Here is a 14,309-nt window from a genome sequence, read left to right on the forward strand (position 1 = left end):
TGATGAATATTTTGAAACCTACAAGGTTTTGAAAACCTTGCAGGTTGGGTATAAAAGTTAATTAGAACTTCCTCCAGGTTTTGTTGCCTGTTTGATTAAATCGGAAACTGTTTTGTTTTTATCAGCTCCGGTATTGTGGATTCTTCTATTGTAAACATCCTGCCAGTCGATCAATGGATAAACATTGTTTTCTTTGGCTTGTTCATCAAACAGTTTCTTAAGTTCGGCTAATTTTTCAGGGTATTTTTTAGCAAGATCATTACGTTCGTTAAAATCTTCGTTTAGATTATAAAGTTCCCAGACATCAGTATCAAAATTACTTGGGGCAGGTTTTTCATTATTTCCAAACGATTTTTTTACAGCAAATGAATCTGGTAAATGCGCCGCTCCGGCTTTCCATCCGTCTTTATAAATAGCTCTGTTACCAAAAATATAGTAGTACTGAACTTTGTGCAATGATTCCGCTTTTGGATTATCTATAGATGCTTTAAAAGTTGAACCCTGAATAATATCTTGTTTAATTTCTTTGATGTATTCCGGTGCTTTAATTCCAACAATATCTAGTGTTGTAGGAAGTAAATCGGTTACGTGACTGTATTGATTTCTAATACCACCTTTGTCTTTAATTCCGTTTGGATAAAATACAATCAAAGGATTACGAGTTCCGCCTTCAGATTGTGCGTCTTGTTTCCAGTTTTTGAAAGGAACATTCGTAGCCTGAGCCCATCCTAAAGGATAATTAGTATTTAAACCTTTTGCAGTTCCAATTTCTCCAATATTGTTTAAGTTGCTTTGAAGATTTTCTTCATCCGTTTTTCCCTGAGCAAATAAATTTTGGTTGATTGTACCTTGTAAAGTTCCTTCTTTACTCGCTCCGTTATCACCAATGGCAACAAAAATCAAAGTATTGTCAAGCTGACCACTTTCTTTTAAATAGTTTACAACTCTTCCAATTTCATAATCAGTATACGTTAGGAATCCGGCGTAAACTTCCATGAATCTTGCATACACTTTCTTTTGTTCCGGGCTTAGTTTTTTCCAATCTGTAATAAGCGGATTACGCTCCGGAAGTACTGCGTTTTGTGGAAATACACCTAATTTCTTTTGGTTTGCCAATACTTTTTCACGGTAAACATCATAACCTTCGTCAAATTTTCCTTTGTATTGATCACTCCATTTTTCAGCAACCTGATGAGGTGCGTGAACTGCTCCCGGAGCATAGTATAAAAAGAAAGGTTTTCCAGGTGCGGCTTTTTGTTGTTTTTGAATATAACTGATGGCTTTATCCGTAATTAATTCATTCAAGTGGCGTCCGTCTGGTTTAATATGAACCTGATCTTCTACTAAATCCGGATTGTACTGATCGGTTTGTGAACCTAAGAATCCATAGAAATGATCGAAACCTTTTCCGGTTGGCCATCTGTCAAACGGTCCTGCATCGGTTGCATCTTCATCCGGAGTTACACCATATTTTCCAACGGCAAAAGTATTGTAACCGTTCTCACGTAAAATCTCTGCAATTGTTCCTTTATCAGAAGGAATTCTTCCGTCCCAACCCGGAAATCCGGCTGATAAAATAGTATGAGAAAATCCGCTTACGTGAACTCTTCCTGAATTTCTTCCAGTCAATAAAGCAGCACGGGTTGGAGCACAAATTGCTGTTGTATGGAAATTAGTATAACGTAAACCGTTATTTGCAAGGTTATCAAAAGTTGGCGTATTGATCAAACCTCCAAAAGCGCTTGATGCTCCAAATCCTACATCGTCTAATAAAATCCAAACAATATTTGGTGCGCCTTTTGGTGCCTTTACAGGCTCTGGCCAATATTCCTTAGAATCTGCCAAAGTTTTTCCTATTGTACCTTTAAACTCTTGTTTTTCTTGTGCTATTCCTAATTGTGCAATTAGTAAAGCGGTAATCAAAAGCCCTTTTTTCGGACTTTTGATTGCGATGCTATTTTTAAATTTTTTCATTGTTTTATAGTTTTAATAGTTATATAATCTTTTTATCTTAGGGCTATTTTCAACACATAGAAACATAGTTTTTGCAATTGATGAAAGGCGTTTCACTTGTTTAAATGCACATAGCCAATCTATGTGTGAGAAACGAGTTTCTTTCTAAACTCTTTATTAGTCAAAAAAAAAATCTATGTTTCTATGTGTTTAAAAATTAATATCCAGGGTTTTGAGGTAAACCTACCGGATCAATATTTCTTTCACTTTGTGGAATCGGATAAAGATTATTTCTTTCTGAAACCGAGTTTTTAGCCGTCACTTTTTTCACTTCTGTAACCAGAGTTCCCCAACGTACCAGGTCAAACCATCTTTGCCCTTCCTGAACAAATTCTTTTTTGCGTTCTTCCTGAATTGCCGCTCTAAAAGTGGTTTGATTTAATCCAGCTAAATCAACTGTTGCATCTGGCGTTGTAATTGGTTTTGCAAAAGCTCTTCTTCGTACCTGATTAATCAATTCGTACGCTTCGGCAGTTGGTCCGCTTTGTTCATTTATCGCTTCCGCTAAAGACAATAAAATGTCTGCATAACGTATTACCGGAAAATTGATTGCGACATTGGCTGGAGTTGCCAGATTGCTTATGTCCAGATATTTTTTGAAGATTGGTTTCGGGAAAGTGTATAAGGTTCCGGTAGCAGGATTCAGTAATTGTTTCCCGTAACTTACATCTCTTCGGATATCGCCAGCAGCATAAATATCATAAAATAAAGCTACATCTGAAATAATATCGGCAGGTTCAGTAGCAGTAAATCCAGTGAAAGATGTTGCCTGAAAAGTACTTCCGCTAGAACCATTTCCGGCCTGATTTGGCTCAAACTGTACAGAGAAAATATGCTCTTTTCCGTTTTTCTTCGTTTTAGTAAAGATGTCCTGAAAGTTTTCAAACAAAGCATATCCGTAACCACCATTGATTACTTCTTTGGCTTTTGTAATAGCATTTGGCCAATCTTTTCTTGTCAGATAGACTTTCGTCAAAATCGCTTTTGCAGCTCCGGAAGTGGCTCGTCCGGCATCGGCAGCAGGATAAGCAGCAGGCAGACTTTCAGCATCTTTTAAATCTGAAATAATTTGCGCATAAACTTCATCAACTGTCGCTCTTTTTGATTTTAAACTTTCTAATTGAATAGAAGTTGGCTCATGCAAAACAATTGGAACACCGCCCCAAAGACGAACTGCTTGAAAGTACAATAACCCTCGAATGAATTTTGCCTCGTTTACTAATCTTGTTTTTACTGCTTCTGTTCCGGCTACTTTCGGTACGTTATCAATTGAAACATTCGCTCTGTTGATTCCAGCGTAAATTTGTCTCCAAGCTACTTGAACACGATCAGAGGTTGCATCATGTGTCAAACTGCTCAAAGCCCTAACTTGAGGATTTGTTGCAGAAACTCCGGCTGCCGCATAATCAGTAGCCATATCGGTCAGGAAGTATAGATTTCTTCCAAACAAACTTTGTTCTCCCGGATCTAAACTTAAGGATGCATAGACTGCAGTAACGCTGGCAACGGCATCGTCCTGAGTTTTAAAATAATTGTCTTCGGTTACAAAAGAGGTTGGTGTTACCTCCAGATCGGTGCACGAAATAAAGAGTCCTGCACTTATTATTAGTGTTATTAATATCTTTTTCATTTTATATTTTTTTTTACTTAGAATGTTACGTTCAGACCCGAGATGAATGTTTTTGAGTTTGGATAAGAACCAAAGTCAATTCCCGGATATAAGTTATTTTGTTCGTATGAACTTACCTCTGGATCATAACCAGTGTATTTTGTCCATGTAATCAGGTTTTCGGCAGAGACATAAAATTTCACGCTTTTTGTTCCCAGTTTTTTAGAAACACTTTTTGGCAGCGTGTACCCAAGCGTGATTAATTTTAATCGTAAGAAAGAAGCATCTTCTACATAACGCTCAGAAACTATTCCTAGAGGAGAACTTGATGCTCTCGGGATTTCATTGCTTGGGTTTGTTGGAGTCCAGCGATCTACAAGAGCTTCAGAAGCGTTTGTTCCTAATGTTGAAATTTCCAATTGTTGGTTTAAAGCATTAAATATTTTACCTCCATAAGATCCCTGAAAAGAGAAATTTAAATCGAAATCATGATAAGAAATTGTGTTGCTGAAACTTCCAACAAATTTTGGCTGAGAAGTTCCTAAATCTCCTTTGTCAAGAGCAGTAATAACGCCGTCTCCGTTGGTATCGACATATCTTCTGTCTCCAACTTTAGTATTCGCTAAACTGTTTATTTTTGGCTGTGTATTAACTTCTTCCTGAGTCTGGAAAATGCCGTTTGTTTTATATCCCCAGAAAGTACCGAGAGGCAATCCGACTTTTACAATTACAGGTTGTTGTTGTAATAAAGAACCGTTTGGAACAACTGGAAAAAACTGATCGACACCATTTCCTATTGCGACAACTTTATTTTTATTGGCAGAGAAAACAAAATTAGAATTCCATGAAAAGTTTTCTGTTTTAATGTTTTCTGTAATCAAACCAATTTCAATCCCTTTATTTTCAACACCTCCAATGTTTTGAAGCACTGTAGCATAACCAGAAGTTAATGGAACCGGAACGTTGATTAATAGATCGTTTGTTTTTTTGTAATATGCATCAAAAACAAAGTTGATTTTTCGGTCGAATAAGGATAAGTCTAAACCAATATTGTACTGATTTGTTTTTTCCCATTTCAAATCCGGATTGGCCAGTCGGGTAGGAGCAAGACCCGTTTGTAAAGTTCCTCCAAAGGCATAATTAACAGAACCCATTGAAGCCAATGAAAGATAGTTTCCAATTTCCTGATTTCCTGTTGTTCCTGCTGTAATTCTTAATTTAGCTTCGGTTACGCCTTTTATATTTTTAGCGAAATCTTCATCGGTAATATTCCATGAAAATCCAGCCGATGGAAAGTATCCCCAAAGCGATTCTGAACCAAATCTTGACGAACCATCCGCACGGGCAGAAAGTGTTAAGTTGTATTTTCCTCTATAAGAATAATTAACTCTTGCAAGCCATGATTTTAATACACTTTCAAATGCATCACTATACGGTTTTACAGCAACACCATCCTGAAGCGCATTATAAGTATTAGCATCATTTACAAAAGTATTTGATCCCGCATTTACTACTTCACCTTTAGTGTATTGTAGTGTATAACCTCCCAAAGCTGAGAATTTATGATCTTCACCAAAAGTAGTATTGTAGTTTAGGGTGTTTTCATTCAATACCGTACTTACTGTTCTTTCGCCGACAGAAGCCAAACCTTTTGTTCCTGCACCTGTAGTAGTAGTTGATGGAGCGTAGTAATTTTGTTTTGTATCAATAACATCTCCACTTACAGCAACTTTTGCAACCAATTTTTTGGTTATTTTATATTCACCAAATAAACTGGTTAGGATTCTGTTGATTTTGGTTTCGTTAGTAGTGTTTTCCAAATCATTAATTGGATTTCCTATAATGCCATTTACAGCTGTCGAATATGGATTATTCGTTAAATTATAACTTCCGTCAGGATTTTTAATTGGTACTACAGGTGGCTGATACAAAGCAACAACTAATGGATTGGGCTGACGTCCGGCGCTTGCTCCGCCATTAGTTCCAACTCCGTTTGCAGTTGAATTGGTATAGTTTGCATTTACTCCGAATTTAAAGGCCTGAGAATAGTTTTTTTCGTAGTTAGCACGCAACGAAATACGTTTAAAATCGGTAGCAATTACAATTCCGTCCTGATCAAAATATCCCGCAGAAATCGTATATCTTGAGCGATCATCTCCACCTGAAAATGTCAATTGATGATTTTGAACTGGTGCCGCAGTTCTAAACACAGCCGATTGCCAGTCATAACCTCCTGAAGTTTTTAGTGCTTCAATTTGTGCCGGAGTAAAAGAAGGCGCTTGTCCAATACTTGCCTGAACGTCATTTCGTAAACTTGCCCATTGGCTGGCATTCATTAAATCTAATTTTTTAGAAACATTTTGAAATCCGAAATAGCCCTGATACGAAATGTTGTCTTGTCCTTTTGTGCCTTTTTTAGTCGTAATTATTACAACACCATTTGCTCCTCGTGATCCATAGATTGCCGTTGCTGAAGCATCTTTTAAAACTTCAATCGATTCGATATCAGCAGGATTAATAGTAGAAAGTACGTTTATTGTAGCTCCCGCATTAGCAACTCCTGCCGTGCTGTTGCTATTATCATTGTAAATCAAAATACCATCTAATACATACAGTGGCTCATTACCCGCTGTGATTGAGTTTCCACCTCTAATACGTACACTTGAAGATGCTCCGGGACGTCCCGAACTTTGCGTAACTACCACACCAGGAATTGCACCTCTAAGTAAATTATCTGCCGATGAGGTTACTTGTGCTAAATTGGCTTTTGGAACAGAGGCAACAGAACCCGTAATGTCTTTTCTCTTTTGAGTTCCGTAACCCACAACTACCAATTCGTCTAATTCCTGACGTTCTTCTTTTAGGTGGATAGTGACTGGGTTTTTATCAACAATAATTTCCGTTTTTTTGTATCCAATGTAGCTTACGATTAAAGTGTATGGAAATTTTTGACCGGTTTGAAAATAAAACTTTCCTTCAGCATCCGTCTGAACTCCGTGCGTAGTACCTTTTATGACTACCGATGCACCTATAATGGGTTGATTTGTAATATCATCTACAACTGTTCCGTCAAGTTTGGATTGAATAAGGGGTTTTGTATTCTGAGCATTAATTCCCGCCGTCAGTAGCAACAGAAATAATATTGAATATATTTTTAAATTTTTTTTCATTTCTTTGTAATGGTTTAAGTAATTAACAAGGCGCCTTGAGAGCTGATTTTTCAACCCTCTGAGTGTTTCCTTGATTTAGTGATAAATATTCTTTAAGCCTCGCCATTTCTGTTGCCGCAGAAATGGCTTTTTTTATTTACAGCAACAGCTTTGCATTTTTTTCATTTTAGTTTTTTTAATTGGTTAATTATTTTCTTTTTAAAATATAGGTATATTCAAAAACCTTTTTAATGCAAAACAAGCATCAATCAGATTGTTGTAATTCGATAAAAGTAATCTTGTGGTGAAATTTAGATTTCGTTTCCAGATTTATAAAATCAATCTGCATAACGAAGTAATTGCGTTGGGAATTAGCAACAGAAGCACATATAACAAAAAGTGTTATAAGTATATTTTTTAGGAAGAATGTAATACGATATGCTTTCGGTTGTTTTCAAAATATAGTTTTTTTGGTTTCAAAAATTATTTTAAACTCTACTAATCCTATAGACAAAGTTAATTTTAATATAATAAAAACCAAAAATTTATAGCATTTTTTTTGAAATTCAATTTTGAAATTAGAAGAATACTATAATGTTTTGTTTTTAATAAGTTGAAAATTAAATAGTTGTGTTTTGTTTTCTTTTTTATTAATGTTAAGATTTAATATTTATAAATTTCAAAAATGTACTATTTTTCATTTAATTTCCTTACTTGTAATAATTTAGGACATAAGAATTAAAGCTTTAAAAGCATAAAAAACGCCAAATTAGATTCTTAGATTACGATTTTCTTCAAAAAAGAATGTATTTAAATTTAGATTAAAGATAAAAAAGTCTTTACATGATATATATCATTCTTTGTAGGAATTTAAGACTATAATTTTGCTTGGATAATTGAGAGAATATATTCTCAATATATACAAGTAATCTTAAATGGTTTTTTATGAGTTCCTTATCTCAATCTCACCGAATCTTATTTCTTAACACGCTTGCTTTTACAATATGTTTTGCCTGCTGGACACTCAACGGTGTTTTAATTACTTTTCTGGCCGACAAAGGAATATTCAGTTTTAATGTTGTAGAAATTGGCTGGCTTTTAGGAATTCCTATTCTTTCAGGTTCTGTATTCAGACTTCCTATAGGTATTTTAACCGATAAATATGGAGGGAAAATTGTATTTTCTATCTTACTTTTATTATGTTCAGTTCCACTTTTTTTACTGCCTTTTGCAAGTTCATTCTGGAGTTTTGCCGTTTTAAGCTTTTTCTTCGGATTGGTAGGAACCAGTTTTGCAGTTGGAATCGGTTATACTTCTATATGGTATCCTAAAGAATGGCAGGGACGAGCACTCGGAATTTTCGGAATGGGAAATGCCGGTGCAGCTATTACCACTTTTATTGCACCTACTTTATTAAATAATCTATCAGAAAAAGATCCGCTAAACGGATGGAAAATGCTTCCAGTCATCTACGCTGTTACTCTTGTTGTTATTGGTATACTTTTTATCGTTTTCGCAAAAAACAAAACCAATCAGGGCGTTTCAAAAACGATGGGTCAATTAATGTCACCGCTTAAAAAAATGAGGGTTTGGCGTTTTGGAGCTTATTATTTTTTAGTCTTCGGTTTTTTTGTGGCCTACTCACAATGGCTTCTTCCTAATTTCATGAATGTTTACAAGACAACTCTGGTAATGGGCGGAATGTTTGCCACCATGTTTAGCTTGCCATCAGGTGTTATCCGAGCCTTTGGAGGTTATCTCTCAGATAAATTTGGTGCCAGAAAGGTCATGTACTGGGTTTTGGGTTCCTCCATCATTATAAGCTTTTTATTAATGTTTCCTAAGATGGAAATCTTCACAGCAGGTTCGGGAGTAATGTCTGCAACCAATGGTGTAGTTACAGAAATTTCGGCAGATAAAGTATTTGTAAATGGTAAAGTACATCAAATCAATTCCAAAAAAGAAATTCAGGATAACAAAGAATCTGTTTTTCCTGTAAAACAATCCTGGCAGGAAGTTGTGGTCAAACAAAATCAGGAAGTTAAAAAGAAAGAACTGTTGGCACACGGGATTACGCAAATCAACTTCAGCGCTAATCTCTGGGTTTATGTGGTTTTGGTAATCCTGATAGGAATCTCATGGGGAATTGGAAAAGCAGCGGTCTACAAACATATTCCGGAATATTTTCCTAATGAAGTAGGTGTAGTAGGAGGTATGGTTGGATTGATTGGCGGATTAGGCGGATTCTTTGGACCGATAATCTTTGGGTATCTCCTTAATTATACCGGACTCTGGACCAGTTCATGGATATTCATATTCGTCGTGTCTGTACTTTGTTTAATATGGATGCACAGAACAATCATAAATGCAATGCGAAGTAAAACGCCTGATTTTACAAGAGAAATAGAAGACAAATAATTAAATAAAATAGATATGAAAACTTGGTTAGATAAATGGAATCCTGAAGATGATGCATATTGGAATTCTGACGGAAGTAAAATTGCCTGGAGAACCTTAATAATTACAACAATTACACTAGTATTATCATTCGCGTCTTGGTTTATGATGAGTGTTATAGCTGTTAAATTACCAGGATTAGGGTTTAATTTCAGTAAAGATCAGCTTTTTTGGTTAACAGCTATTCCAGGATTAGCGGCTGGTTTTTTAAGAATCATTCACACGTTTCTGCTTCCAATATTTGGAACACGACATATTATATCATTTGCAACGGCAATAAAATTAATTCCTGTAATTGGGATTGGTTTTGCAATTATGGATGTAAATACACCATTCTGGGTTTTTGCAGTTTTGGCTTTTACGACAGGTTTTGGTGGAGGAGATTTCTCGTCTTATATGCCAAGTACAAGTTTGTTTTTTCCACAGAGATTAAAAGGAACCGCCTTAGGCATACAAGCAGGAATTGGAAATTTTGGAGTTTCTCTGGCACAATTTGTTACTCCTTTAATTATTAGTGTTGGAATTTTTGGAGCATCAACTGTATTTACAAGTATCGACCCTAAAGAGACTTTGGTTGTTTTTCAAAATTCATCAATCGAAAAACAAAAAGAAGTTTTTGCTGCCCTTGACACCGATGTTCAAACCAAAATACTTTCTAACGTAAAGAAAAATGTAATTGATTCTGTAAGCACAGCCGTAAACTCTAAAGATAATGTAGTGCTGTTTACTTCGCTTCCGGTTAAAGCAAAAGCCAAAGCAATTGCTAATGCAAATCCAAAATTGGCTGAAAAAATAATAAATAACATCAGCGCCGAAAACACAGCAGTAAAAAACAAACCAATTTACCTGCAGTCGGCAGCATTTTGGTTTGCACCGTTCCTAATCATTATGGCTTTTGTAAGCTGGTTTTATTTGCGAAGCATCCCAATGAAAGCTTCAGTAAAAGAACAATTAGATATCTTCTCTAATAAACATACCTGGTATTGTACTATTACGTATGTTATGACTTTTGGAACTTTTGCCGGATTATCAGCTGCTTTTCCTTTAATGATTAAATTTCTATACGGAGATTTCCCAAATGCACCAGATCCTTTGGTATATGCATTTTACGGCCCATTAATTGGTTCAGCAAGCAGAATTGCTTTCGGATTTGTTGCTGACAAAGTTGGTGGAGCTATCTTAACAACTATTACAGGTTTGGGAATTTTAGCAGGATCTATACTATTGGTAACTGAGGGATTGGTAGCGCCAACAAGTATGGAGCAGTTTCCGCTTTTTGTAACCGTGATTTTAGCAATGTTCTTTTTTACCGGAATTGGTAATGCAGGTACATTTAGACAATATCCGATTATTTTTAAAGAAAATGCACGTCAGGCTGCCGGAGTTATTGGTTGGACTGCTGCAATTGCCGCTTTTGGTCCTTTTATCTTTTCTAAATTAATAGGAAATAACATTTCTGCTAACGGAACTGTAAATCAATTCTTTATTGGTGTTGCTTTTTTTACTATATTAGCTACAGGTATCAATTGGTGGTTCTATAATCGTAAGAATTGTGAGAAACCAAGTTAAATAAGTAATCATTGAATTTAAATCCAGGATGAAAAACAAAACATATAATACCAAGGCCCTTCTTATTGCTACATTAGTTTCTGTACTTACAATTTTATTTGTGTTTTTAGGTTCCAGACAACTTCAAAACTTTGATGCAGCACTGATTACCTATTTATTCGGAACTCTTTTCGCTTTCTTCGGAATTGTGTATCGATACACAGTCTGGTTACAGCGACCACCAACATGGATGTATTTTAAAAGAAGTATTAAATTTCTTTTTACAGGAAAAGTGTTTTCTCATTTATGGTTCTTAGGAAAAGAATCAGTACAAAATATTGCGTTGCAGAAATTCATTTATCCCAGAAGTAAATACCGCTGGTTTGCCCATTTTTGTATTGCTTTGGGATGTTTATCTGCTTTTGCAATCACCATTCCGCTTACGTTTGGATGGATTCACTTTTCACTGGCACCAAATTCAATTTCAATCTACGAAGCGCATTTCTTCGGATTCAAAATGATGGATTTCGAAATTGGGTCGTTTTTGGCCTTCCTGATATTTCATGCTTTAAACTGGTCTTCATGGCTGGTGATAATAGGTTCAGTTTATTATTTAAGAAGAAGATTAACCAATCCGGGATTAATTGCAACACAAACATTTGAAGGTGATTTATTGCCGCTAATTTTATTGATTGCCATATCAGTAACAGGATTATGTCTGACTTATTCTTATCAGTTCATGAAAGGATTTGCATATGATTTCTTAGCCGTAATTCATGCCGTAACGGTTATTATGTTTTTGATTTGGATTCCGTTTGGAAAATTCTTCCATATCATTCAGCGTCCTGCGCAAATTGGAGCACATATCTATAAACAAGAGGGAATCAAAAAAGGAATGGCGGTTTGTCCGCATACAGGAGAAGAGTTCGCAACAAAACTTCATATAGATGATCTAAAAACCGTAACCAAACAATTAGGTTTTGATTTTACACACGAAGATGGAACATCGCACCTTGATTTAAGTCCCGAAGGAAAAAGATCACGCCTGGCACAAGCACATTTAAAAGCCAGACTAGAAGGCGGAAATTTATTTGGATAATTTTTAAAAGTTTCAAGTATCATGTTTTACGTTTCAGGTTTCAGGTTTCAAGTTTCAAGTTCTCACTCAAACGCAAAAGAAAAAAAGTTTCAAGTTCTGCGAATAACTTGAAACATTAAACAAAAATATAGTCTCAAGTTTCACATTCCAGGTTTCAAGTTCTTCAAATAACTTGAAACTTGGAACATGAAACAAAAAAACAAAAAAAAGCATGGCAAAACTACCCGTATCAATCGAAAAAATTATTGAAGATTTTGGACCACACAAAAACTATGCGCCAGTTGATGGTTATGACGGAAGAGATGAACCGGATGAGGTAGTAAAAACGCACTGTTGTTTCTGCGGAATGCAATGCGGAATTCAATTAATGGTAAAAGAAAACAAAGTAGTTGGTTTTGAGCCCTGGATGGAATTTCCTTTTAATGAAGGTCGTTTATGTCCAAAAGGAGTACAACGCTATTTACAAAATAATCACCCTGATAGACTTTTGCATCCGATACAAAGAGTAGAAGGAAAAGGTTTTGAAAAAGTTTCCTGGGATGATGCAATGGATAAAACCGTTTCTGAAATAAAAAGAATTCAGGAAAAATATGGTAAACATGCTTTTTCGATGTTATCGGGAGTTTCATTGACCAATGAGAAAAGTTATTTAGTTGGAAAATTTGCCCGTGTAGCTTTAAAAACAAGAAATCTGGATTACAACGGAAGGCTTTGTATGGTAAGTGCAGGAGCCGGAAATAAAAAGGCCTTTGGTTTAGACCGTGCTTCCAATAATTATTCAGATTTAGAATATGCAGAAGTTATTATCGTAACGGGAGCAAATGTTAGTGAAACTTTTCCAACCTTGACACACTGGATTTGGAAAGCAAGGGATCGCGGCGCCAAATTGATTGTAATTGATCCAAGAATGATTCCGCTGGCAAGAACGGCTGATGTTCATCTGGATGTAAAACCCGGAACAGACTCTGCTCTTTATGGTGCTATGCTAAAATATTTAGTAGACCACGATATGCTTGATCATGATTTTATCGACAATTATACTTCAGGATTTCAGGAAACTATAGATGCCGTAAAAGAGTATACTTTAGAATGGGCAGAAGAAATTACCGGAATTGATAAAGAAAAAATAAAAGCCGCAGCCGAATTATGGGGAAAAGCAAAAACAAGCTTTTTACTGCATGCGCGTGGTATCGAACATCACTCAAAAGGTGTTGATAATGTTTTAGGCTGTATTAATCTTGTTTTGGCTACAGGAAGAATCGGTAGACCTTATTGTGGTTACGGAACCATTACCGGACAAGGAAATGGTCAGGGAGGAAGAGAGCACGGACACAAATGCGATCAATTGCCTGGAAACAGAGATATCGAAAATCCGGAACATCGTAAATATATTTCTGAAGTATGGGGAATCGATGAAAAAGATATGCCTGGAAAAGGGCTTACAGCTTATGAAATAATCGAAGCCATTCACAGAGACGAAATAAAAGGATTAATCTCCATTTGTTTTAATCCGTTGGTTTCACTTCCAAATAATAATTATGTGCGTTCTGCGCTCGAGAAATTAGAGTTCTACGTTTGCATTGATTTCTTTTTGAATGAAACTGCAAGACATGCCGATATTGTTTTGGCAGGATCTTTACAGGAAGAAGAAGAAGGAACAACAACTTCTGCAGAAGGTCGTGTAATCCGTATTAGACAAGCCGTTACACCTCCGGAAGAAGCGAGAACAGATACTTCGATATTATTGGAGCTTGCCAAAAGATTAGGAGAAGAAGATAAATTTACTTACGATACCAGCGAGGAAATTTTTAATGAATTGCGCGTTGCTTCAAAAGGAGGAACAGCAGATTATTTCGGAATTACTTATCAAAAAGTAGAAGAAAATATGGGTGTTTTCTGGCCTTGTCCAACAGAAGATCATCCGGGAACTCCAAGATTATGGGAAGATAAAAAGTTTAAAACTCCTGATGGAAAAGCCCACTTTAATCCCGCCCCATACAAATTACCTGGAGAAGTTACAGACGAAGAATATCCGATAACATTAACAACCGGACGTGTAGTTTCACAATATTTAAGTGGAACTCAAACCCGAAGAATCGGAAAATTAGTCGATCAGTTTCCGGAACCAATGGTGGAGATTCATCCCGAAATGGCGGCACATTATAAAATCAAACAACGAGAATTGGTAAAAGTGGTGACCAGAAGGGGAGAAGGAATTTTTCCGGCCAATATTGTTGAAACCATTAGAAAAGATACTGTATTTATTCCGTATCACTGGCCCGGACATAAATCAGCCAATCAATTAACACCGGGAACTTTAGATCCAATTTCTAAAATTCCGGAGTTTAAAGTATGTGCATGCCAATTATTTCCGCAAGGAGATATTGCACCGTCATCCAAAGAATCTGAAGCTTATGCAAGTGTTTAATCTATA

The 14,309-nt window shown here is 36.0% G+C and carries 7 protein-coding genes; 4 read left to right on the top strand and 3 right to left on the bottom strand.

The window, feature by feature from the left end; genetic code table 11:
- Nucleotides 1–57 precede the first annotated feature (57 nt).
- The 3 genes from KHA98_RS12305 to KHA98_RS12315 form a co-directional block, all read right to left on the bottom strand.
- Complete coding sequence (locus KHA98_RS12305) at nt 58–1,974, bottom strand: arylsulfatase (RefSeq protein ID WP_213258230.1); 1,917 nt, start codon at nt 1,972–1,974, stop codon at nt 58–60.
- Between the two features lie 196 nt (nt 1,975–2,170).
- Entirely contained in the window at nt 2,171–3,643 is a 1,473-nt protein-coding gene (locus KHA98_RS12310) for a RagB/SusD family nutrient uptake outer membrane protein (protein ID WP_213258231.1), read from the bottom strand.
- 17 nt (nt 3,644–3,660) lie between these two features.
- Nucleotides 3,661–6,792 carry a SusC/RagA family TonB-linked outer membrane protein gene (locus tag KHA98_RS12315; protein WP_213258232.1) on the bottom strand — a complete coding sequence of 1,044 codons (3,132 nt, stop codon included), beginning with the start codon at nt 6,790–6,792 and terminating at the stop codon, nt 3,661–3,663.
- 924 nt (nt 6,793–7,716) lie between these two features.
- Here KHA98_RS12315 and KHA98_RS12320 point away from each other — a divergent pair.
- The 4 genes from KHA98_RS12320 to KHA98_RS12335 all read left to right on the top strand — a co-directional run bounded on the left by KHA98_RS12320 (nt 7,717) and on the right by KHA98_RS12335 (nt 14,303).
- On the top strand, nt 7,717–9,189 hold the full coding sequence (locus tag KHA98_RS12320; RefSeq protein ID WP_213258233.1) for an MFS transporter: 1,473 nt from the start codon (nt 7,717–7,719) through the stop codon (nt 9,187–9,189).
- A gap of 15 nt (nt 9,190–9,204) precedes the next feature.
- A complete protein-coding gene (locus KHA98_RS12325) occupies nt 9,205–10,797 on the top strand; it encodes a magnesium transporter MgtE N-terminal domain-containing protein (protein ID WP_213258234.1) in 1,593 nt (530 codons plus the stop codon).
- Nucleotides 10,798–10,825: 28 nt separating this feature from the next.
- Nucleotides 10,826–11,875 (top strand): MFS transporter, encoded by a 1,050-nt coding sequence (locus KHA98_RS12330; RefSeq protein WP_213258235.1) that lies wholly within the window; start codon nt 10,826–10,828, stop codon nt 11,873–11,875.
- 211 nt (nt 11,876–12,086) lie between these two features.
- Nucleotides 12,087–14,303, top strand: a complete 2,217-nt coding sequence (locus KHA98_RS12335; RefSeq protein WP_213258236.1) for a molybdopterin oxidoreductase family protein — start codon at nt 12,087–12,089, stop codon at nt 14,301–14,303.
- Nucleotides 14,304–14,309: the final 6 nt, after the last annotated feature.

The sequence above is a fragment of the Flavobacterium branchiicola genome (genome assembly GCF_018383905.1).
GTDB lineage: Bacteria > Bacteroidota > Bacteroidia > Flavobacteriales > Flavobacteriaceae > Flavobacterium > Flavobacterium branchiicola.

Bases quoted from the DNA above. Each gene is read 5' to 3' on its own strand.
- KHA98_RS12305 (WP_213258230.1), bottom strand. From the start codon at position 1,974: ATGAAAAAATTTAAAAATAGCATCGCAATCAAAAGTCCGAAAAAAGGG.
- KHA98_RS12310 (WP_213258231.1), bottom strand. From the start codon at position 3,643: ATGAAAAAGATATTAATAACACTAATAATAAGTGCAGGACTCTTTATT.
- KHA98_RS12315 (WP_213258232.1), bottom strand. From the start codon at position 6,792: ATGAAAAAAAATTTAAAAATATATTCAATATTATTTCTGTTGCTACTG.
- KHA98_RS12320 (WP_213258233.1), top strand. From the start codon at position 7,717: ATGAGTTCCTTATCTCAATCTCACCGAATCTTATTTCTTAACACGCTT.
- KHA98_RS12325 (WP_213258234.1), top strand. From the start codon at position 9,205: ATGAAAACTTGGTTAGATAAATGGAATCCTGAAGATGATGCATATTGG.
- KHA98_RS12330 (WP_213258235.1), top strand. From the start codon at position 10,826: ATGAAAAACAAAACATATAATACCAAGGCCCTTCTTATTGCTACATTA.
- KHA98_RS12335 (WP_213258236.1), top strand. From the start codon at position 12,087: ATGGCAAAACTACCCGTATCAATCGAAAAAATTATTGAAGATTTTGGA.